We start from the raw sequence: 21369 nt of genomic DNA on the forward strand, positions 1-21369 counted from the left end.
TGAGCAGCGTGAACGACCCCTTGCAGCCCCTGGTGGACCTGCCCGGCGTGCGCGAGGCCGCCGACCGGGCGCGCGACGCGCTCGGCGACGTGCACCGGCACAAGACCAATCGCCGCGGTTGGCCCACGACCGCGGCGGAGGCGGCCATCCGGGCCGCGCGTGCGTCGGCGTCCATCGATGGGGGCAGCACCGAGCTCCCGGCCGAGGGCGAGGAGGGCGACCCGATCCTGGCGGGTGCGCTGCGGGTGGCCCAGGCCATCGACGGTGACGCGCTCACCATCATGGTGCCGACCTGGCAGCGGGCGCCGCTCCAGGCGCTGGCCCGGCTGCACCTGCTCGCGGCGGCGGACCTGGTCACCGACGAGTCCACGCTGGGCCGTCCCAGGACCGATCCGGGCGTGGCGGAGCGGCTCGACGGCCTCGCGCAGTTGGTTACGGGGGGAACGAAGGCTCCGGCGCCGGTCCTCGCGGCCGTCGTGCACGGGGAGTTGTTGTCGCTGAGCCCCTTCGGTACCGCCGACGGAGTCGTCGCCAGGGCCGCCTCCCGGCTGGTGGCGGCGTCGACCGGGCTGGACCCCCACAATCTGGGCGTGCCGGAGGTGAGTTGGCTGCGCCGGCAGCAGGCCTACCGCGACGGTGTCAAGGGCTTCGCGTCGGGAACACCCGAGGGCGTCGGCAGCTGGGTGATCCTGTGCTGCGGGGCGATGGAGGCCGGGGCGAGGGAGGCCACGTCGATCGCGGATGCGGCCGCGGGCTGATCCATCGGCCGGTGGTGTCCTGCGCCGGGGCGGACATCGTCTGCAAGGCAACGGCACTGGGCATCAGTGCGTCAACGCCTCCGGACGCAATGCGAGCGGCGCTGCCGACTCTCGTCGACTTCGCCGCCCGCTAGCACGGATCGCCTGGTTACCAAGCGTGCTTTGTGGGTTGTGTGTCCGGCCTCGGCGTGGGCTCAAGCATCGCCAGTTCGCCTCTGCAACTTGTGCAAGGTCCTCGCTGCCGAATGTTCGAGTCACGCAGGCCCACAACGCTGCTGCCCTTATAGTGGCTTGCTGCTCCGCGTGGGTGCCTGGTGTCCGTGCTGGGATTTCCCGGCCGGGAGATCGATCCTTCTCTTCCGAGTCGACCTTGGCCTGCCGTTCTTCCGTAACTCCTTTGTACCCCGTGACCGCACGCGCTTCAAGGGGTACACGCACCTGGATTGATCCCAGTCTTCGGCGCCCGTCAGCGCCGACGGCGCAACAATCCGTAGGTCAACGCGCCGGCCGCGAGCGCCCCCATGCCCACCGCCGCAGTCGTCGCGACCGTGCTCCTCGAGGGCGGCTGGAGTCGGGCCCGGAGGGATATCGGATTCGAGAAAGTCAGTATGGGCCAACCCTTTCCGGCGGCCTCCTTGCGGAGCGCGCGGTCCGGGTTGACGGCGGTCGGGTGGCCGACAGCGGCGAGCATCGGCAGATCGGTCACCGAATCCGAGTAGGCAAAACTACGCTCGAGATCGTAGTTCTCTTGCCGCGCCAGTTCGCGGATCGCGTCGACCTTGCCCTCGCCGTAGCAGTAGAAATCGACCTCACCGGTGAAACGCCCGTCCTTGACCTCCATCCGGGTGGCGGCGGCATGGTCGGCTCCGAGCGCGTCCGCGATCGGCGTCACCACCTCCTCCCCGGAGGCGGAGACCACGACGACGTCGTGGCCGCGGAGCTTGTGGTCGGCGATCAGATCGGCCGCTTCGGCGAACACGAGCGGGTCCACGATGTCGTGCAGTGTCTCGGCGACCACCGTGCGCACCTGCTCGACGTCCCAGCCCGCGCACATGTTGGTCAGGTGCGTCCGCATCCGCTCCATCTGGTCGTGGTCGGCGCCGGCGAGCAGGAAGAGGAACTGGGCATAGCTGCTCTTGAGGACCGATCGCCGATTGATCAAGCCCTGATCGAAAAACGGTTTGCTGAATGCAAGCGTGCTCGACTTGGCGATGATGGTCTTGTCCAGGTCGAAGAACGCCGCGACCCGGCCGTTCACGGGCTGTCTGTTCGCCTCTGCGGTCACGGAATCCAGGATAGAGCCCCCGGGTGAATCGGGGATCCGAGCGCGATTCTCGGTGTTCATCTTCGGATCTCCGACGGGATACTTGAATTTGCAAACTCGGATCGCGGCGGGTGTAGTATCGAAACCACCTGGACTTGATCTGGGTGTGTTCAGCCCGACCCCCCGGGGCTGAACTCTGAAGACCCCCGCCTCCTCCCCCCCTGGCGGGGGTCTTCCTCCATTTTCCGGTCCGTTCGGGCTTCCCCTTCTCCCGCTCATCCGGTCGTTTTCCGCGTGGGTGTCGACCCCGGAGTGGTTCGCGCGTACCGGAATCCATCCACAGGGTCGGTTCTGTCCACATTCGGCGAGCTGCCCCTGTTGCGGCGCCGTCCGTGCACGCAGGCTCACCGATATGGAAACCCCACACGCCTCGGGCGCCCCGCATCCGTCGAACGTACGTCCGGTCCTCGCGGTGCTCGCGGAGGACGGCCTGTCCCTGAGCGTGCGCAGGGCCGCGGCCGCGGCCGACCGCACCCTCGACGAACGGGTGCTCCCGATCCCCCGACAGGTATGGGACTCCGCGGCCTCGATCGTGCTGGACCCGGCCGCCGCCCGAACCTGCGCCTCCGACGCCCTACCGCGTAGATCGGCCGTCCAGGTGGTGTGCTCGGGCCCGCCCGGGCTCGCCGAATGGCAGGCCGCCGCCGCGGTCGGGGCGGAGTCCGTCCTCGTGCTCCCCGCCGACGAACCCGCGCTCGTCGAATCGCTGGCGAACCGGCGCGACCGCGCCGCAGCGGGTGGCTCGGTGATCGCCGTCGTCGGCGGTTGCGGCGGGGCCGGGGCGTCGACACTGGCCGCGGCGATCGCCCTGACCGGCCCCGCCCGTCGGCCTGGGAGCCGCGCGCTGCTGGTCGACGCGGATCCGCACGGTGGCGGCCTCGACCTGCTGCTCGGGGTGGAGGACCGGCCGGGACTGCGCTGGCCGGCGGTCGTGGTCGAGGGCGGGCGGGTGTCGGCGACCGCCCTGCACGACGCGCTTCCCCGCGCGGGTGCCGGAGTGGCGGTGCTCTCCTGCGGCCGCGGCGCCGATGCCGGGGAGCCGTCGGCCGCCGCGATGCGGGCGATGATCGAATCGGGTTGCGATGCAGGTGATCTCGTCGTGTGCGATGTGGGGCGCGGGCTCGGTGACCTGGCGACCGCGGTGTTCGACCTCGCGGACCTGGTGACGATCGTGGTGCCGGCCCAGCTGCGGTCGGCGGCGGCCGCCGAGGCCGTGGTGGCCGCCGTACGGACCAGAAACCCGAATGTCGGTGTGGTGGTGCGTGGTCCGGCGCCCGGAGGGCTGCGCGGCAGGGACATCGCGGAGCTGCTCGGGATCCCCGCGCTCGCGGCGATGCGGCCGCAGCCGCGCCTGTCCGCCGCCCTCGAGCGCGGCGGCCTCCGGCTGCGGAGGCGATCGCCGTTGTCCGCGGCCGCGCATGCGGTCCTCGAGGTGCTCGAGTCGGGTGCGGCGGGGCGTGTCGCATGAGTTCCCTGGTCTCGCCTGAACTCCTGGACCGGGTTCGGGAGAGGTTGTCGCGGACGTCGGCGCAGCCCAGCCCGGCCATGGTGGCCGCCGCGATCCGGGCCGAGGCCTCCGGCGTACTCGGGGACACCGACCTGCTCGACGCCCTGCACGTCCTGCAGACCGAACTGACGGGGGCGGGAGCGCTGGAACCGCTTCTCGCGCAGTCTGATGTCTCCGATGTCCTGGTCACCGCGCCGGATCAGGTGTGGGTGGATCGGGGCGCCGGACTCGAGCGTGCACCGGTCTGCTTTGCCGATGAGGCCGCGGTGCGCCGACTCGCGCAACGGCTGGCGCTCGCCGCGGGTCGGCGGCTCGACGATGCTCAGCCGTGGGTGGACGGACGGCTCCCGGCGGCCGCGGGCGTGGGATTCGGGGTTCGGCTGCACGCGGTGCTCGCCCCGCTCGCTCAGGGCGGGACCTGCGTGTCGCTGCGCGTGTTGCGACCGGCGACCCAGGGGCTCGACGCGCTCTGCTCCGGCGGAACGGTGCCCCCGGACGCGCGTGAACTGCTGGTGCGGATCGTGGCGGCCCGGCTGGCGTTCCTGGTCGTCGGTGGGACGGGCGCGGGGAAGACCACCCTGCTCGCGGCGCTGCTGGCGCAGGTGGATCGTCGCGAGCGCATCGTCTGTGTGGAGGATGCGGCCGAGCTGTCCCCGCCCCACCCACACGTGGTGCGGCTGGTCGCTCGCGCGCCGAACGTCGAGGGCGTCGGCGAGGTGACCGTCCGTCAGCTGGTACGGCAGGCGCTCCGGATGCGACCGGACCGCATCGTGGTCGGGGAGGTGCGTGGCGGCGAGGTTGTGGACCTGCTCACGGCGCTGAACACCGGTCACGACGGCGGAGCGGGCACCGTGCACGCGAACTCTCCCGAGGAGGTACCCGCACGGTTGGAGGCGTTGGCGGCCCTCGGCGGGCTGGACCGCGCCGCGCTGCACAGTCAGCTCGCAGCGGCGGTGCAGGTGGTGCTGCACGTGCACTGGGCGGCGGACGGCAGGCGCACACTCGCGCAGATCGGGGTGCTGGAACGGGACGAGCGCGGGTTCGTCGGCGTGGTGGCGGCCTGGACCCAGGACACCAGGAGTTGTCCGGGGGCGGGACGTCTCGAGCAGTTGCTGGCGAGCCGCGGCGTCGGGGCGGGGTCGTGATGGTCGCGGTACTGACGGTCGCGGTCCTCGCGCTCGTCGTCGCGCCCGGTCCCGGCACGATCGCGAGGTTGCGCCCGGCGCGGCGCGACGTGAGGGCACCCGGACCGGCGTGGGCGCGGACCGCCGCGGTGCTCGGACTCGTTGCCGCCGTGACGATCTACGCACCCCCAGCCGGGTTCGCCGGGGCAGCTCTGGCGCTGACGGTGGCCTATCGCCGGACGCGGCGCCGCCGAGAGCGTGCCCGCGACGCGGAGTTGCGCGGACTGCTCGGCTGCCTCGAGGCGGCGACGGGGGAGCTGAGGGTCGGGGCCCACCCGGCGAACGCGTGTACCACCGCGGCGCGTGAGTCGAGTGGCGCGGCGGCAGAGGCGTTTCGTGCCGCCGCGGCCCGGGCCCGGCTCGGTGGCGGTGCCGCCGAGGGACTGCACGCTCCCGGCTGTGTGATCGACGTCGAGCTGGAGCGGGTGGCGGCGGCGTGGCGTGTGGCCGACCGATACGGCGTGGCCCTGGCCGATCTGCTCGACGCGGTCCGTACGGATCTACTCGGGCGCATCAGGTTCCGGGACCGGGTCGAGGCGGGGTTGGCGGGAGCCAGGGCCACCGCGGCGGTGCTCGCCTGCCTGCCGCTGCTCGGGATCGCGCTGGGGCAGTTGATGGGCGCGAGCCCGTTGCGGGTGCTCCTGTCCGGCGGACTCGGTGGTGTACTGCTGGTCCTCGGCACGATGTTCGCCTGCGCCGGCCTGCTCTGGACCGATCGCATCACCGGGCGGGTGACCGGATGAGCGCCGCGGTCGCGGTGCTGTTCGCGGCCGCCGCCGTCGCAGCACCCGGTCGCGCCCCGGCGACGTCGCGCCTTCGGGGGCCGCTCGCGGCGCCGCGGTCACGGGGGTGGCCGCGCCGCGGGCGCAGCCGTGACGCCTCCGACCCCATGGCGATCGCGGCCGGATTCGACCTGTTGGCGGCGTGCCTGCAGGCGGGCATGCCGGTGGCCGCGGCGGCCGGGGCGGTCGCGGAGTCGGCTCCGGAGCCGCTGAGCGGCGCGCTGGAGTCGGCGGCGAACCTGCTCGCCCTCGGCGCGGAGCCCGAGATCGCCTGGGAGCGTGCGGCGATGGACTCCGAGACGGAGGGGCTGGCGCGGATGGCCCGCCGTTCGTCGCGGTCCGGTGCGGCCTTCGCGGGCGCGGTGGCCGAATTGGCGACACAGCGTCGGATGGCGATCGAGGACCGGGCCGTGGCCGCGGCGGAGCGGGCGGGTGTGTTGATCAGCGGCCCGCTGAGGCTGTGCTTCCTGCCCGCGTTCCTGTGCCTGGGAATCGTCCCCGTGGTTGTCGGTCTGGCCACCCGGGTGCTGGGCGGGGGCGTGCTGTGAGGGAGTGCAGCGAAACGGCCCAGACAACCCGTCGCGGAGAGGCCGCGACGGTGACCGAGAAGGGGGAACATCATGGTGACCAAGGGGATCGGCGCGCTTCGCACCCGGTTGCTGCTCGCGGCGACCGCCGAGGAGGGCATGTCCACGGCCGAATATTCGGAAGTTGAGTTTTACTACCGGTGCTGCGGTCGTCGTTGGCCTCTCCAGTCCGACGTTAACCAACGGAGCGCGAGTAGCACAGTCCGTCCAGCTCGCGGGGCGGCACTTCGGTGCGAGGGGTGCACACCTCCACCGGGGTCCAGCCCAGCCGCGTCCTACTCCAGGGCGGGGCTACTTGTGCTGGCCTGACACGGTGAGGGGCTAGGTCCGTGGGTTCCGTTGGGGCTGCCCGAAGGGCTGGGGGGAAAGCGAGGGCCAAGGGTCTAGGCGCCCGAAGGGCGTCGGTGCGGTTAGGGCAGTGCCCCACCAGGGCTCCGCACTAGTTACCAATCGCGATACGGCACCGCCGACTGCCTCACCTTCGGATGGGCTTGCCAGTCAAACTGGACCCGGCAGTGATGAAAGTACTCGACCAGCGAGCGACCCCTGAGGTCCTTGTGGGCGCCGGGCCCTACCCAAACCTCGGTGATTGCATCTCGGGGGATAGTGATCTTGTGCCTCGGCGTCATTCCGTACCGTCCGGCAGTGAAGTGAGTCGGAGAGACAACGCCGAACGGCACGATCCGGAGTTCCTTCTCCTCGCTGAATCGGGGATCCTTCACGAACGCGCTCTCGAACCGGATCGCGCTCCGCAACGCCCACGCTCGATGATCCTCATCATCAACGGTGGTCGAGTTGGCGAGATTCGTCGTGATGGCCGTGATGCCGTTTAGGTAGTCGATCGTCGCGGCTTCCTCGTCGTGGTAGATGACCTTGCGGAGCTCGTACTGCTCGTCAAGTGCCTTGCACAACTTCTCGGTGGAGAATCCGATGCAGTATCCGTCCCGTGCATACCCTCGCCACTGGCTCAGTTGGTCCGGCACCTCGGAGAGGCTGGCGATGAAACAGTCGATGTACTTCTCGACGTCCTCTGCGGCATCCAGGACCGGCTTCAACTTCCTGGAACGTTCCTCGAGCTCCGCGAGTGCCTCGCTCGCACCAGGGCGATCGGCGACCGATTGTCCGTCATCCAATGCCTGCCGGTAGATCGCGTTCTGCGCCTTTAGATTCGCCGTATCCGTCTCCAGTAGCCGACGCGTCAGCCAGTGGAGTCCAAGCGTCGCCTCCGTCGAATCGTTCAGGTACCGCGAACTGGTTGCCCAGAGCTCGCCACTCTCGTAAATGCCTTGCACACCGTGGATGTCGGTGTAGTGGTAAACAGTCTCCGGAAGGTCCGCATGCACGGTGACAATCTAGCTCTACCTGGACCACCATCCGGGGTCTGCCGAGCCGAAACCTGCGCCGCTGGACTGGCCTCGGCGGATAGGGTCATCCGGTGACTCGCTGGAAAGCTACCTGGACCCACACAAGGGGAGCCAACGCACGCACGCTCGGAACCGCCGCCATTCTCGTGGCCTCGCTTGCATTGATCCTGTGTTTCATCGCAGCGAACAAAGCCTTCGGTTGGGGAGTTCAATATGGCGACCTCGGCACCTGGGTCGGCGGAATCGCTACGGCGCTTGCCTCTGGCGCTGCATTCGTGACCCTGCGGGAGCTTCTACGAACCCGCAGGGAAGACGAAGACGAACGACGTGCACGCGCGCTGCGACGCGCGAAAAGAGTCCGGGTGAAAACCGTCCGAAGCATACCGACCAGTGGTAGCGCACTTGGCTGGAAGGTCTCGGTTACGAATCTCTCAGGCCACCCGATCTATGACTTTCGCTGGAATGGGATGATCGCGTACAACTTCGATGAACCCAACCAGAAATCGTCCAGCGACGTGACCATAAGTTCTGAAGGGGACTCTGAAGGGAACCTCGAGGCAGTCGACAACGGCGAAACGCAATCCATCGAGTACATAACAGAGATGAGTGCCCACGAATCTCAACGGTGGATTCCACTACCCCAGATCGAGTTCACCGACGATGACGGCTACCGGTTCTGTCGCGGACAGTTCGCGGACGGAACCTTGGATGTGTGGATTCATTCGCCCGAGCCCTCGCGCACGGCCAGTCGGACCCCGATCATCCTCGGACCGCGACGTCGCAGACGTACCGGCCGCCGTGTAACGGACCCCGACCGTATCGGGACTGCTGGATGAATCGCGACACGTTCTGACTCGGGCTATCACGAGGCGGGCAGTCAGTCCGACCTCGCAGAACTCAACGGCCGCAAGGCCCTGAGCGCGTAACTACGTGACTACGTGGTCACGTAGCTCTATACCTATGTGACTAGTCGAGCAGCCCAGTGGTCGATATGTCGAGTGGTCGCTGCGGCTAGCCCCCTGAGCCGGGCAACGAACCTCGCAAGGGTGCGTTGGGAGCAATGGCGAATGCCTTGCTCGGTTGCTCCCCTTAGTGCGCCGAACACGCTCCCAACTGCCGGGCGTTGCCACTACCGACTGTCCTGATCGACTTGGAAACCCGTACACGATGGCTCAACCGCATTACCACCCGGTCAGGAAGGGGGGTGGGAGGGGTAACCCCCTGGGGTGCCGTCACCTTCGTGACCTACAGAGACGCTTCGTCGGCCTCGTGTTGTCGGCCCCTGGACCTACGATGTGCCGATGCAGACTGACGACACCGGCACGGGGCCGGCTCCTGACGGCCTGGACGCGTTTTTTGCAGCGGAACTCGGCGAGGACCACGTGATCGTGGATACCCCGAACCCTCAGTGGGATCCGGCGATTCACCCCGAGAACATCGAGATAGTCGAGGATGACTTGCTCGCCGGCTTCGAGGAGTAGCCGGCTACCGGGTACGTATTGAGCAGCTCTCTCGTTGTCGGATTGCGCCGAGTGTCACCACCTCTGAATAGAGTTGCCGCATGAACGGATGGTTGTTTACGTCGGTCACTGGAACGACCAGTTGGCAAAGCAACACGGGCTACGACGACGTACTCGGTACTCAATACCCATACGACAGCGGTGTTGCCTATCACCTTCGGGTGCAGGCCGGCGATGTAATTCTGATCCGTGAAGACGACGTGGTGATGGGCGTTTCCCGCATCGATCAGATTGACAAGATGCAGGGACAGAAGCGACGGAGGCGGTGTCCGGCCTGTGGGCGCACTGGGATCGAACCTCGAGTCCGAACAGCGGACTACGTATGCACGCATAAGGACTGTCGGAAGCGTTTTCCGGTGCCAGACGAGGTTGACGATCCCGTCACCAGGTACATCGCGCACTACAGCACGCAGTGGCAGGCGTTGGATGGCGCGATCAGCTACTCGCAGCTAGAGCCATGGCTATCCGGGGTTGCACAGAATGCGATTCGCCCATGCAGCCTCGACGCGATCGGTGATCTTCTGGCAGGCGTCAACGTCTCACTGCCTGAATCTAATACGCCAGTTCTGCCCCTACCGATCCCGGGCGGCCGACGGCTCGCGAAGATCCAGGCCCGCGTCGGCCAAGGCAAGTTCCGAACCGCACTGCTACGCAGGTACGGACTGTCCTGCGCCGTAACTGGACCATGCCCAGCTGAAGCACTGGAGGCGGCGCACCTCATTCCGTTTGCTGAACACGAGACGCACGATGTCGACAGCGGCCTGCTTCTGCGATCCGATATTCACCGCCTGCTCGATGCTGGCTCCCTCGCGATCAATCCAGACACCGGAGCCGTCGAACTCTCCGCGGAGCTGTTGAACTACCCCGCCTACCGGGATCTCCACGGCAAGAAGATCACCCAGAGCCCCAGCGTTGCGGCGTTGCGTTCGGGTTACGGCCCACAGAGCTAGCCGGACTAAGGCCGCGATACGGCACGCCTTCGGCCGCCAACTACGTGTTCGGACCGTTGCGGTTATCGAGGAAGTGCTGGTAGTGGCGTCGGCAAAGCTGACGGGTGTGCACGGGCTTGGAGCAGTCGGCGACGGTGCATGTCTTATCACCAATCAGGTACTTGCGATAGTGCGGCCGGCACATGCCATTGACCCGGACTGGCATGCCGCAGTCGTCAACGGTGCAGTGAGTTGGGCGGCGCGGTAGTTCTGTGGTGCCGTACTTCCTCACTCGCCAGCGGTGCTTGTTGCAAATTCCGTGACCTGCCGGGCGTCCTTCGCAGTCAATCACCGAGCACGTCCTCGGCGGCTCGGTGGGACCTTCGCGATTCCATTTGGCGACCATTGGTGCGACCTCGGCGGGATCGCGCCGCCACGTCGCTGGCCGACCTCCTTTGGCGATATTGCACGTCTTGTGTGCAAGTGCCAGGTTCTCGGGGTCGTGTGTGCCTCCCCGTGAGATGGGCTGTATGTGATCCACTTCGGCGGCCAATGGGTGTGGCTTCCGTGCCGTCGCCGGAACGAGGAGGCCGCACAGGTGGCAGTTGTCACCGTCACGCCGTCGTAGCGCATCGGCCGACATATACAGCGACGCGCTGCGGTGGCGGCATTCGTCGCACAGGCGCTTCGATAGGGGTGTGAGCCTTCGACCTGTCCCGTTCGCGGGCGCGAGGTAGTCGATGGCACCGCCGCATTGGGCGCAGTTGCCGGCCGTAGGTGCCTCGGCGTGACGGCGCGCAAGTTTGCGGCAGACTTCCGAACAGTACGAGGCGGTGTTACTTGGCCCGACTGGCTCTCCGCACCAGACGCATGGTTGGTTGGGCATGCGAACGTCGCGTGCGTCGATGGGGCGGAGCGGGGCTATCCCAGCGTTCTTCTGTTTCAGGTGGGTCGAGCAGAGGCCGTGCCCCTGGACCTTCCGATGGCATTCGGGCCCAGCGCATCGCGGCTTGCAAGCTTCGCTGCAATAGCGACGCCCCCGCGATAGCCCTGCGATGTCTGCACCGCATCCTTGGCATGGTCGGTGTCGCGTCGCGACGGGACTAGCTTTGCCTTGCAGCGGCGCGGTGTGCAGCTTCCCGTGCCGTTGCAGTGCTTCGTAGTGGGTTTTGCATAGGCTGCGCGCCTTGGCAGGCTTGCCGCAATCGGCCTCGCTGCAAGTGCGACTGGACGACCGATGTGATCCGCGTTGTCGGTCGTAGTGGAGTTGGCACTGGCCCTTTGCCTTGGACTTACGGGAGCACCCGGGCACCGAGCAGGCGGCCCGTTCGCGTAAATCGAGTCGGCCCGTGCGTTTTTGGCGCAGATAGTGCTTGTGACACAGTCCGTCGGCACTGGTGCTCCTGCGCCCGCAGTCGGGCGCGCGGCAAGGGCCTGGCTGCCGTTTGTTCGGGCTGCCGAGTGGGTCGCCATGCCGCCAGAACGCCTGATAGTGCTTGGCGCAGAGCTGGTGCTTCTTTATGTCGACCTTGTTGCCGCACCCGTCCACAGAACAATTTTGTTTGTCCACCGGCGCCGGCTGAGTCATAGGCCCGAACTCTAGGTTGCCCATCCGACAAGTTACGGCAGCAATGCTTGGGTGGCGCTCGTGGTGCACCCGTTTATCGTTGCGGATGGCCTCCGAGCGCCAGGCCGGCAAGGCGGCCGCGACCGCCGCGCGGAACTTTGAACATCAACAGCGAGTTCCTACCTGATCGCAACGCATTGACGGCACTCGACATGCCGAGGGGTCCGCCCGACCCCTCGGCCGCTGCAATGTCAGTTCAGTTTCGGCGTCACGGTCGAGTGCTGTTGATCGTCCCGCCCCCGCCGGCTAGTGCCGCGTGGAGTACACGAGTGCCGTTGAGCGGCATGGTCGATGAGCGGTGCCGGGCGGCTCCTGCGAGTGCTGAGCGGATCAAGTCCGGTGTCGATAGCACTGCATGCTGTTCGGCCTGGTGCTTCGCCTCGCGTTCGGTGAGGAACTCCTCGTGTCGGCGGTGGGACTCGATGGCGAGGTCGTACCACTCTTGTTCCGACTGATCGTCGGGGAGGCCGGGAACCGTCGCGATGTTGCGCTCCTCCAGCCGGCGAGCGACCGCCTGAGCAAGGCCGCCTTGGACGGCGTCGGGCTTCCGATTGGTCGAGTTGATCTGGCGGGTCAGCAGTGCTGCCGCGCTGAGCTTCCTACGGGTTGTCATTGATTCTCCTGCTCTTGCTGTTGGGGTTTTGGTGGGACGCAAGGCCCCCGGCGGTGGATCGCCGGGGGCTCTTCGCGGATGAACGGGGATCAGCGAATCATCGTCACGCGGCCGCTGACCTTCTCCGGTGTGAATGGCAGCGACTGCCGGATCTCGGCACACTCGCGCAGGGTGTTGATGCCGAACTTGATGCCCTCGCGAGCAGCGGTGTAAAGCACCTTGTCGAGTGCACCCAACTGCTGATTCACGTTCTTGTACTGAGCGGCGTCGAGCTTGGCGAGCTGCAACGCATCCGCGGGCTGCAGGATTCGAAGTGCAACCTCGACGTCGAGGCCGGCGAAGCCTGGCAAGTCCCTGGTGCCGGCGACCCACGAAGAGACCTTGTTGAGGTAGGCAGCTTCGGTCTGAGCGGTCATGTACGCCTGCACCGCAAGGGGACCCGCCTGCAGCAGCGACTCAGAGTCGACGATGTCGGGGAGATCGCCAACGGCGGCGATGTACGCCGCCGCATGCTTGTCGAACTCCGGCGTCAACTGCTCGATCACGGCTGGAACGGCGGCATTCGCCTGGCACAGCACTTCACGTGCGGCTGCGTCGAGCATCCGCTGCTTGGCCTCCTCCAACGGGGTGCGGCTGAGGTGGTCGCCCGTCTTCAGCGCCGGCACAAGCCGGTTGGCGAACTCGACAAGCTTCTCTTCTGCGTTGGCGGCAGTGATGTCGGCCAGATCGAACTGGACCGTGTGACCGGTCTCGATCCATCGGATCGCTTCGAACTTTTCGACCGCAGTCGCAAGTTCCTTGGGGAGCTTGACGCCCAGGGCGTTCCAGCGGCTGACGGCGTCGGCGGTGCTGATGTTGTCGTGCATGGTTTCCTAACTGTTGAAGGGTGCGTTTTCGCGCACCCTGATGAGAGCTGCCCGCTGGCAGCCCGGTTTGCCACCCGTTCGGGGTGGCCAGCGTGAGTCGGTTGCACGATGATTTGGCAACCGACGACGATCACCGGATGGGCCGGTGATCCACCGGATTCTTCTGAGTCGCAGCCGCATTCAGGCGGCTGCCAGTGATTGACGTGATCGAGAACGATCACGGGATGAGGCCGGTCCGTGCCGGCCTAGTCATCTGTCTCTCCCAACCGCTGACAGCGGTTGAGAAGTGGGGGGTGGTGGGAACTTGTTCACACCTATATGGGGGACACCACCACCACCACCAGCCCGCCACCTGCGGAAACACCCAGTGACTGGTGGTGGATCGCCACCACCTACGCGGCGTGCTCCCAGGTGGTCGACGTGCCCTCCCCGGTGCGGCGCAACAACTTCGATACAGCACCTCGAGTGAGCTTGTCCTTACAAGTTGCCGACGACTTGTTGAACTCGGCCGCGACCCGACCAGCGGCCTGGTTCACGCCTACGCCCTGGAGGTTCTCGACCACCCAGGCGGCCATGCGAGCGTTCTCGTCCAGGGTCTCCTGCGACCGCTTCTGCTTCGGCTTGTCGTCAACAGCGTCGCTTCGTGCGACCCACGGACCCCGCTTCAGAACCTCGTAGTCGGGGCCGGCCATCGGCTCAGTAACGATCTCCTGCGGCTGGTCCAGCAGGTTCGACTGGATCACCAGCACAGTGTTCCCACCCCGCAGCTTGCGCTTGTTGGATTGGCGTACCTGAATCCACACACGGGACTTCTGCACAGCGGTGGACGCCCCCATCGATGTGCCGCCAGCGACGGTAATGCCTTTCTCCGACTCGTGGTGGAGAACCACCACGGGAACCCCTCGGTTCGTGAGACGGGTCAACCCGTCGAACACCGTCGTCATTACGGCGGCGTCGTTGGTGTCCCCGGTGGCACCCATCAGGTTGTCGAGCACCACGAAGTTGATCCCTTGGGCCAGAAGATGATCGGTGATGGCTTCCCACTCGTCGGCGCGTGCGGTGCGCCCAATGTGGTACGCGGGAACATCGATATCGACATCGGTCAGCGCCGTGTGGATACGGTCGCCGTACTCTTCATCCGAGCCGGGATCGGTCCACAAGATCGCCGGTCGCCACAATTTGGTCTTGTCGGTCGGCTGGAGACCGAGGAAGTCGCGGTCCTCGACCAGCAACGAAAGCAGCAGCGAGCTGACCAGGTACGACTTGCCGACGTTCGACCTGCCGTAGATCATCGTCACCGACGAGCAGATCACTTCGGGGAACACCCAGCGCTCCTGATGCTTGGAGCGTTCGTACGCTTCCTTGGTCGTGGAACGCGGGAACCGCGTCGCGATGTCGATGGTGTGGTTCAAACGGGTTGACCTCCTCGGGTCGGGCGATGCGCCGAACGTCGGCGCGGTTGTGAGTCCTGGACCACGTGGTCCGGGCGATGTGCGGTTAGGCCTCCTGATCGGCCTTCATCGCTTGGTGGGCTTCGCGGCATCGGACCGCATACCGCCTGCGGGCTGCCTTCTGGCAGAGCTGACATCGTCCGTTCCGGCGATGGGGGCCGTCGTGCGGGTGGTCAGTACATCTGTGGGCTGGCATGTCGCCACCTCCTTCGGGATTGGATACAGGTAGTCGTTGGTGGCCGAAGAAAGACCCGGTCTGCCGACGGGGCAGACCGGGCCTCTCGAGTCACTCCCCAACAAGACGCGGGACGGTAGCCAGCCATCCCTCCCTCTACCTGTTACGGAATACTTCGGCGGCTACGCTCGGCGGCATGCGCCTTCGGCGCAGGATCGAGGGCCTCGACGAAGTACAAACTTCAGGCCCCGATCTTCGGGCTCAGGCGGCGGCGCCACGCCTCGCTTCTCAGCAGTGACCACGGCACGTTTCCAGGCGCTGCGTTCGTTGCCAGCACGCCGCGTGCACTCTTTGGAGCAGTATTTTTTCGGCTGGCCCCGGTTGCGTTCCGCCCCGTTGGCTACCTGCCAACGCAGGTTGCATCCGGAGCACTGGCACCCCTGGTGCAGTCGTTCCTGACGCTTCTGTCCGGGCCAAAAGTCCCAAAGAGGGCCAGGGCGATCGCCTCGACCCTGGTCGGAGCCGATCAGCGCCAGCTCGGCGTCGCTGGCATCCGGGTCGAACTCACAGCGGTACCGGCTGACAGCCGGGGCAGGCATCGGCCCGCCGCAGAAGGCGCAGTTGGTGCGCTTGGCGGTCTTCCACGGTCGGCTACGGCGATCATCGACCGTGAAGCCGTGTCCCGCCTCGATCATCTGCCCAGCCGGGTTGTCGATCGTGTCAGGTTTCGACTGCACAGACTCGCTGATGTCGCCCCTCTCGAGCTTTTCGTTGTCGACCCTCGGACGTACGTGTGCAATCTCCGGGCTGTCGTCGCCGTCGTCGCCCATCACGACCGGGGCTTGCTCAACCAGGCACTTCTTGCCCTGGTCGTCGACATCGACAACTTCGTCCAACCCGCCGCGAAGTGGGGGCGCCACCTCCGGGAGATCGGTGGGATCGACCGCGTTGTCCGCCACGCCAATGGTCGATCCGGGGTCTTCGATGTCCTCGTCCAGGACTTTTTGCCACGGCTTCTGCTGACGTGACCTCTGTTGACGACTCACGTGAGCACCGCCGTGTAGTTGGTCAATTCGTCTTCCTTGCTGTTCGTGGCAACTCGTCCCGCTGCCGTGGGTTCGCCCGGATCCGGGCTTGCGTCATCACTGACATTCGGAAATGTACTGCGCGTCTAACTGGTCTGTCAAACCAGTTAACCGTGCTAGTGTGCCGATATGACGAAGTGGCTGGTTGACCGCGACGGCAAGTTCTCGTTCACGATGGATCTCGGCCCGAACTACGAATGGGTCGCGGAGATGCAGTGGCCTGAGGGCGAGACGCAGGGTGGGCCGGCTGTACTGGTGATCTACCCGTCCGACCCCGACACCTGCCCGCCGGGCGGACTGTCGCAGACGGTGCTTCGAGACGTCGACTTCAAGTACGCGCTTGATCGACTTCGGCGCAGCCTCGCCTTCACCGAACGATGGCACCGCCACGACCTGAACACCCTGCTGGCCAGTCACGCTGCAGGTGGCGCGATCACTCAGGAGTACCTCGTACTGCTTTCGCGCGTCTACATCACCGCAGTGGAAACCGGGAAGGACAAGCCGCTGGATTACCTCGCCACGCTCACTGGGAAGTCGGCGGCGGCGATCAAGAATCACCTATGGCAGGCCACTCGAAAAGGGTTGTTGGAGAGGTCGCCGGGGCGTGCGGGCGGCCATCTGACCGACAAGGGCCGGGCCGTACTTGCGCCGGTCATCTCAGGCGAGAACGACTAGATCCGCCGCCACGAGCCTAAGGGCTAGTCGGGATCTTCCTCGGACCTCAAACGGTCTCGCAGAATCTCCAGCTCCCAGAGTAAGAAATCCTCGCGTTCGTCCATATGAGGTTGGACGCTGCGGATGGTTCCTCGGTTCCGACGGTGCCGGGGCCTGCCTGCTTTTGGCCGGCCCCGGCGCCCGGTCACTCTTCGACGTCGCCCAGCGGCACCGCGATCCACTCCCCAGACGGCTGGTGGTACCAGCCTCTGCCGTCGGTGGTCCACACGATCCGCACGTCATCGTCGTTCGTGATCTCTGAGATACCGATCTCGTCCAGCCAGTGCGGGATCTCGAACCGCTCTCCGGACTTCAGGACAACTACCGTCTTGTCCTTGTGGGTCTCGATTCCCTGGATCCCCGCCTCGGTCATCGAGGCGTACGTCTCGGTCATCGTCTCGATTGGTCCGACAGCCTTGACCTGGGCAGCCATCTGTTCCAGCTCGACCATCTCCAGATGGAGCTTCAGCTCCTCGCGGTTGTCGTAGGTGACCCGGACACCCATCGAGCGCAGGTAGACGTTCTGCTGGGTGAGGTCCAGCGACTCCCACCAATCCCGGAATGTCTCGCCGGTCGACTGCCAGGTCCAGCCAGCGGGGCGGGTAGTCACTGCCGCGAGTTCGTCTCGACGCTCGGCGAGCGCGTCGATCTCCGCATCGAGTACCGCACGCTGCGGAGTTCCGGCCCTGAAAGCAGGTCGACCCATCTGCGCAGTGAGATCGTCCAGCCTGTTGTTCACGTCGGCTAGCTTGGCTGCGTTGTCCTCGCCTGCATCCCAAACCCGCTGCAGCCGTTCGGAATCTCCCATCAGGCCCAGAACCGACGTCACCACCAGCTCGTCGAGTTCCTCCATGGCAACCGAGCCGTTGCCGCACGTCGACTTGTACTGAGCCGATGAGCACCGATACCGGGGCCGTCGGCCCTGGCCGCCCTTCAGGCGGTAGCACGGTCGCCCGCAGACTCCGCAGTAGATGACCCGCAGCAGCAGCGCGTTCGATCGCTTGGTCGGCTCCTTGCGGTTCTCGCGGCCTGCCAACTCCACGCCAAGCTGGTCGAAAACATGCTTGGTCAGGATCGGTTCGGCTCGCTGCACGGGCGAGCCGTCAGGGCCGCGCAGGACGTCCTCGGCCTCGAACATCTTGCGTCCGCGTGCATCCCGCAGGATCTCGCCGTTCGCGTTTCGCTTGGGCTCCCGCACGGTCACGTACCCGAGCATCGTCGGCAGCGTCATCGACCGCTTGAGGCCTCCCGACGTCCATTCGTATCCCTTCAGCTCTCGGCCCAGGTGCGCGTTCATCCGATCCTTGGCGGTCGGCACCTTGCGTTCGTTCAGATCGTGGGCGATTGCCCGCAGCGGCTCACCGGCCAGGACACGCTCGGCAACCTCGTGGATTACCGGGACAGCTTCGGGATCCGGGAACAACCTCCAGCCGTCGTCGGCCTGGCGGGGAAGGTAACCCCAGGGAAGTTGAGCACCTCCGGTCCACTTCCCAAGCTGCCGATTGTGGTTGTAAGCGGATGCGATTCGAGAGCTGATCGCCTCTAGCTCCAGCTCGGCCACCTTCGCCACCAGCAACGCGATGATGTCCCCGAACGGTGAAGTGAGGTCGAGGAACGACTCTGTGGCGCTCACCAGCGACACCGAGTGAGTCTGTCCCCACCGGATCAGATCGGCGAGGTCAAGCAGCCGCCGGACGATTCGATCCATCCGGTAGACGACCAGTACGTCGAATTCATGAAACCGATTCTCGAGCCAATCGCCGAGCTGCGGGCGCTCGAACGGAGTCGTGAGGCCGGCGGATACGTCCAAGTCCTCTGCGATGCCGACAACATCGTATCCGCGCTGGTCACAGAGCCTGCGACATTCCTCGCGCTGGCGCGTTGGTGACGTGGTCGCGTCGGTGGCCCGTGAGAGCCGGACGACAATCAATGCGCGCTTAGGCTTGCTTGAGGTGCCCATGTATGTAAACTACCTCTATCGAGTACGCGATCGGCACGATCGCCGCTGCGGCGTTCGGGGCGGTGCTGTACTCGGTGGTGACGGGCGATTCCCATCGTGGCGGCCCTGACCGGGATCATCGACAGGGCGTTGAACACCGCGGTGTGAACGATGTCGGCGCGGTGACGGTGGAGGCCGCCATCGCGATCGCGTCGATCACGGTGGTCGTGGTGCTGTGTCTGGGCTCCTTCGTCGCGCTGTCCGCGCACGTTCGCTGCGTGGACGCCGCGCGCGAGGCGGCCAGGCTCGTCGCGCGGGGCGACCGGGCCGGGGCGATCCCCGCGGCACAGCGGGTGGCTCCACGGGGCGCACACATCACGATCCGCGAGGTCGACGGGTTCGCCACGGCGGTGGTCAGGGCCGCGGTACCGCTGCTCCCCGCGCTCGACATCTCCGCGGAAGCGGTTGCCGCCATGGAGGACTCGTCCACGGGGGAGCCCGATACCGTCGATCCACCGCCGGATCCGTCGCGGGCAGGAGCCGGCAGGTGAGGGATGAACGCGGATCGGCGACCCTCCTCGCCTGCTGGGCGATGCTCGCGCTGATCGCGGTGGCGGCGCTGGTGATCCACCTCGGCTCGGCGGTGTCGGCTCGGCACCGGGCCCAGTCGGCCGCCGACCTGGCCGCGCTGGCCGCGGCGGCCGCACTGGAGCGCGGCAGCGAGGCGGCCTGCGGGTCGGCGACCGCGATCGCCGGGCGGATGCGTGCGGCGCTGCGCGACTGCCGGGTCGAGGGCTGGGACGTGGTGGTGACCGTGGGGGTTCGGCCGCCGCTGCCCGCCCTCGTCGGAGGCGATGCCGTCGCCGCGGCCAGGGCGGGCCCGGTGCCGTAGCGGGGAGCCACCCCCGGGCCCGCCCGGAGCGGGAGCTCCGGCGACCGTCCCGTTCATCGAGCGCGTTGCCGGGGAAGGGGCGCGGCCGGTGGCAGGATTCGAGTGTGACCACCACGGATCGGGCTCCGTCGCGCCTACACACCTGGATGCTCGAGGATGTCACCGAGGAGCCGGCCGGACACCAGGGTCCGTTCCGGGTGGCGCCGAAACCGGAACACAAGCACCCGTGGTGGAAGGTGATGTGTCTGACCGGCGTCGACTATTTCTCCACCCTCGGCTATCAGCCGGGCATCGCCGCGCTGGCCGCGGGCGTGCTCTCGCCGTTGGCGACCCTGGTCCTGGTCGCGTTGACCCTGCTCGGCGCGCTGCCGGTGTATCGCCGTGTCGCGCAGGAGAGCCCACGCGGCGAGGGCTCGATCGCCATGCTGGCCCGGCTGCTGCCGAAATGGGGCGGCAAGATCTTCGTCCTGGTTCTGCTGGGGTTCGCGGCGACCGACTTCATCATCACCATGACGCTGTCGGCGGCCGACGGCGCCGCGCACGTGGTGGAGAACCCGTTCGCCCCCGCCGCCCTGCACGGCGAGAATCTGTGGGTCACCCTGGTGCTGTTGGCCCTGCTCGCGGCGGTGTTCCTCAAGGGCTTCTCCGAGGCGATCGGGATCGCGGTCACCCTGGTCGCGGTGTATCTGGCACTGAACCTGGTCGTGGTCGTCGTCGGTCTGTGGCATGTGGCGACCGCGCCGTCGGTCGTCACGGACTGGACCGCGGCCATGACCACCGAGCACGGCAGCCCCTGGATGATGGTCGCCATCTCGTTGCTGGTGTTCCCGAAGCTCGCGCTGGGCCTGTCCGGATTCGAGACCGGGGTCGCCGTGATGCCGCAGATCCAGGGCGATCCGACCGACACCAGGTCCGCCCCCCGCGGCCGGATCCGCGGCGCCCGGCACCTGCTGACCACCGCCGCGCTGATCATGAGCGGCTTCCTCATCGTGACCAGCTTCCTCACCACCGTGCTGATCCCGGCGGACGAGTTCAAGGCCGGGGGACAGGCGAACGGCCGCGCGCTGGCCTACCTCGCCCACGAGTACCTCGGCAGCATCTTCGGGACCGTGTACGACGTGAGCACCATCGCGATTCTCTGGTTCGCGGGCGCCTCGGCCATGGCGGGTCTGCTCAACCTGGTCCCGCGGTACCTGCCCCGGTTCGGCATGGCCCCGGACTGGGCGCGAGCGGTGCGGCCGCTGGTGCTGGTGTTCGCGGTCATCGCCTTCGGCATCACCTGGTACTTCGACGCCAGCGTCGACGCGCAGGGCGCCGCCTACGCCACCGGAGTCCTGGTGCTGATCACCTCGGCCGCCGTCGCGGTGACGCTGTCCGCGCTGCGACGGAACCAGCGGCGCAGAGCGTTCGGCTTCGGAGTGGTCTCCGCGATCTTCGTGTACACCACCATCGCCAACATTCTCGAGCGTCCCGAGGGCCTGCACCTGGCGATCCTGTTCATCCTCGCGATCCTGATCGTCTCGTTCGCCTCCCGCTTCTCGAGGGCCTTCGAGTTGCGCGCCACCTCGGTGAGCTACGACGCGACCGCGGAGAAGTTCCTCGAGGAGGCCGCCAGGGGGACGATCCGGATCGTCACCCACGACGTGGATCGCCGAGACTCGGAGGAGTACCGGGAGAAGGAGTCCGATCAGCGGTTGGAGAGTCACATCCCCGCCGGCGAGCCCATCCTCTTCCTCGAGGTGAACGTGAAGGACTCCTCGGAGTTCGCCACGGACCTACGGGTGCACGGACGCCAGCGCGACGAGCACCGGATCCTGTGGGTCAACAGCGCGGCCATCCCCAACTCGATCGCCGCCATCCTGCTCGACATCCGCGATCGGACCGGGTCCATCCCGCACGTCTACTTCGAGTGGACGGAGGGCGATCCGGTGACCAACCTGCTGCGATTCCTGTTCATCGGACAGGGTGAGGTGGCACCCGTCACCCGGGAGGTGTTGCGGCGCGCCGAGCCCGACGTGTCCCGTCGACCGCGCGTGCACGTCGGATAGGCTC

Annotated in this window: 20 protein-coding genes and 1 pseudogene; 13 read left to right on the forward strand and 8 right to left on the reverse strand. The window is 66.8% G+C overall.

Annotation, left to right across the window (positions count from 1 at the left end; translation table 11 throughout):
* Positions 1-8 precede the first annotated feature (8 nt).
* Positions 9-758, forward strand: coding sequence for a Fic family protein (locus ACFQS9_RS25590; RefSeq protein ID WP_378409351.1), 750 nt, complete (start codon positions 9-11; stop codon positions 756-758).
* Between the two features lie 466 nt (positions 759-1224).
* Here the strand turns inward: ACFQS9_RS25590 and ACFQS9_RS25595 are convergent, their stop codons facing one another.
* Positions 1225-2103: an HAD-IB family hydrolase gene (locus ACFQS9_RS25595; protein WP_378409352.1), complete on the reverse strand. Its 879-nt coding sequence runs from the start codon at positions 2101-2103 to the stop codon at positions 1225-1227.
* 331 nt (positions 2104-2434) lie between these two features.
* Here ACFQS9_RS25595 and ssd point away from each other — a divergent pair, with 331 nt between their 5' ends.
* Genes ssd through ACFQS9_RS25615 form a run of 4 tightly spaced genes read left to right on the forward strand, consistent with a single transcriptional unit; the run spans position 2435 to position 6103 of the window.
* Complete coding sequence (gene ssd, locus ACFQS9_RS25600; protein WP_378409353.1) at positions 2435-3550, forward strand: septum site-determining protein Ssd; 1116 nt, start codon at positions 2435-2437, stop codon at positions 3548-3550.
* The gene (locus tag ACFQS9_RS25605; protein WP_378409354.1) at positions 3547-4734 is read left to right on the forward strand and encodes a TadA family conjugal transfer-associated ATPase; all 1188 of its coding nucleotides are present in this window, start codon (positions 3547-3549) and stop codon (positions 4732-4734) included. Before ssd ends, ACFQS9_RS25605 begins: the two co-directional genes overlap by 4 nt.
* Entirely contained in the window at positions 4734-5516 is a 783-nt protein-coding gene (locus tag ACFQS9_RS25610; protein WP_378409503.1) for a type II secretion system F family protein, read from the forward strand. Before ACFQS9_RS25605 ends, ACFQS9_RS25610 begins: the two co-directional genes overlap by 1 nt.
* Positions 5513-6103, forward strand: coding sequence for a type II secretion system F family protein (locus ACFQS9_RS25615; protein WP_378409355.1), 591 nt, complete (start codon positions 5513-5515; stop codon positions 6101-6103). Before ACFQS9_RS25610 ends, ACFQS9_RS25615 begins: the two co-directional genes overlap by 4 nt.
* Positions 6104-6585: 482 nt before the next feature.
* Here the strand turns inward: ACFQS9_RS25615 and ACFQS9_RS25620 are convergent, their stop codons facing one another.
* Positions 6586-7485, reverse strand: a complete 900-nt coding sequence (locus ACFQS9_RS25620; protein WP_378409356.1) for a DUF2971 domain-containing protein — start codon at positions 7483-7485, stop codon at positions 6586-6588.
* 92 nt (positions 7486-7577) lie between these two features.
* Here ACFQS9_RS25620 and ACFQS9_RS25625 point away from each other — a divergent pair, with 92 nt between their 5' ends.
* The 3 genes from ACFQS9_RS25625 to ACFQS9_RS25635 all read left to right on the forward strand — a co-directional run bounded on the left by ACFQS9_RS25625 (position 7578) and on the right by ACFQS9_RS25635 (position 9976).
* Positions 7578-8342 carry a hypothetical protein gene (locus ACFQS9_RS25625; RefSeq protein WP_378409357.1) on the forward strand — a complete coding sequence of 255 codons (765 nt, stop codon included), beginning with the start codon at positions 7578-7580 and terminating at the stop codon, positions 8340-8342.
* Between the two features lie 465 nt (positions 8343-8807).
* Positions 8808-8987 (forward strand): hypothetical protein, encoded by a 180-nt coding sequence (locus tag ACFQS9_RS25630; RefSeq protein ID WP_378409358.1) that lies wholly within the window; start codon positions 8808-8810, stop codon positions 8985-8987.
* 80 nt (positions 8988-9067) lie between these two features.
* Positions 9068-9976 (forward strand): HNH endonuclease, encoded by a 909-nt coding sequence (locus ACFQS9_RS25635; RefSeq protein ID WP_378409359.1) that lies wholly within the window; start codon positions 9068-9070, stop codon positions 9974-9976.
* 40 nt (positions 9977-10016) lie between these two features.
* Here the strand turns inward: ACFQS9_RS25635 and ACFQS9_RS25640 are convergent, their stop codons facing one another.
* The 5 genes from ACFQS9_RS25640 to ACFQS9_RS25660 form a co-directional block, all read right to left on the reverse strand.
* Positions 10017-11567: an HNH endonuclease gene (locus tag ACFQS9_RS25640; protein ID WP_378409360.1), complete on the reverse strand. Its 1551-nt coding sequence runs from the start codon at positions 11565-11567 to the stop codon at positions 10017-10019.
* Positions 11568-11790: 223 nt separating this feature from the next.
* Positions 11791-12195: a hypothetical protein gene (locus ACFQS9_RS25645; RefSeq protein WP_378409361.1), complete on the reverse strand. Its 405-nt coding sequence runs from the start codon at positions 12193-12195 to the stop codon at positions 11791-11793.
* Positions 12196-12284: 89 nt separating this feature from the next.
* Complete coding sequence (locus ACFQS9_RS25650) at positions 12285-13061, reverse strand: hypothetical protein (protein WP_378409362.1); 777 nt, start codon at positions 13059-13061, stop codon at positions 12285-12287.
* A 392-nt stretch (positions 13062-13453) separates the two neighbouring features.
* On the reverse strand, positions 13454-14473 hold the full coding sequence (locus tag ACFQS9_RS25655) for an AAA family ATPase (protein ID WP_378409363.1): 1020 nt from the start codon (positions 14471-14473) through the stop codon (positions 13454-13456).
* Positions 14474-14869: 396 nt separating this feature from the next.
* Positions 14870-15733 (reverse strand): hypothetical protein, encoded by an 864-nt coding sequence (locus ACFQS9_RS25660; RefSeq protein ID WP_378409364.1) that lies wholly within the window; start codon positions 15731-15733, stop codon positions 14870-14872.
* Positions 15734-15901: 168 nt separating this feature from the next.
* Between ACFQS9_RS25660 and ACFQS9_RS25665 the strand changes: the two genes are divergently transcribed.
* Entirely contained in the window at positions 15902-16447 is a 546-nt protein-coding gene (locus ACFQS9_RS25665; RefSeq protein WP_378409365.1) for a hypothetical protein, read from the forward strand.
* Positions 16448-16631: 184 nt separating this feature from the next.
* Here the strand turns inward: ACFQS9_RS25665 and ACFQS9_RS25670 are convergent, their stop codons facing one another.
* Positions 16632-18446 (reverse strand): recombinase family protein, encoded by a 1815-nt coding sequence (locus ACFQS9_RS25670; RefSeq protein WP_378409366.1) that lies wholly within the window; start codon positions 18444-18446, stop codon positions 16632-16634.
* A 17-nt stretch (positions 18447-18463) separates the two neighbouring features.
* On the opposite strand from ACFQS9_RS25670, the pseudogene ACFQS9_RS25675 reads away from it, so the two are divergent.
* From ACFQS9_RS25675 to ACFQS9_RS25690, 4 genes and pseudogenes are all read left to right on the forward strand, one after another.
* A pseudogene (locus ACFQS9_RS25675) lies at positions 18464-18526 on the forward strand (DUF4244 domain-containing protein); the annotation flags it as partial.
* Positions 18527-18589: 63 nt separating this feature from the next.
* The gene (locus tag ACFQS9_RS25680) at positions 18590-18976 is read left to right on the forward strand and encodes a TadE family type IV pilus minor pilin (RefSeq protein ID WP_378409367.1); all 387 of its coding nucleotides are present in this window, start codon (positions 18590-18592) and stop codon (positions 18974-18976) included.
* Positions 18973-19317 (forward strand): Rv3654c family TadE-like protein, encoded by a 345-nt coding sequence (locus ACFQS9_RS25685; RefSeq protein ID WP_378409368.1) that lies wholly within the window; start codon positions 18973-18975, stop codon positions 19315-19317. Before ACFQS9_RS25680 ends, ACFQS9_RS25685 begins: the two co-directional genes overlap by 4 nt.
* Positions 19318-19463: 146 nt before the next feature.
* A complete protein-coding gene (locus ACFQS9_RS25690) occupies positions 19464-21365 on the forward strand; it encodes an APC family permease (RefSeq protein WP_378409504.1) in 1902 nt (633 codons plus the stop codon).
* The last annotated feature ends 4 nt before the right edge of the window (positions 21366-21369 follow it).

The sequence above is a fragment of the Rhodococcus daqingensis genome (genome assembly GCF_042665615.1).
In the GTDB taxonomy this organism is placed as follows: Bacteria; Actinomycetota; Actinomycetes; order Mycobacteriales; family Mycobacteriaceae; genus Rhodococcus_G; species Rhodococcus_G daqingensis.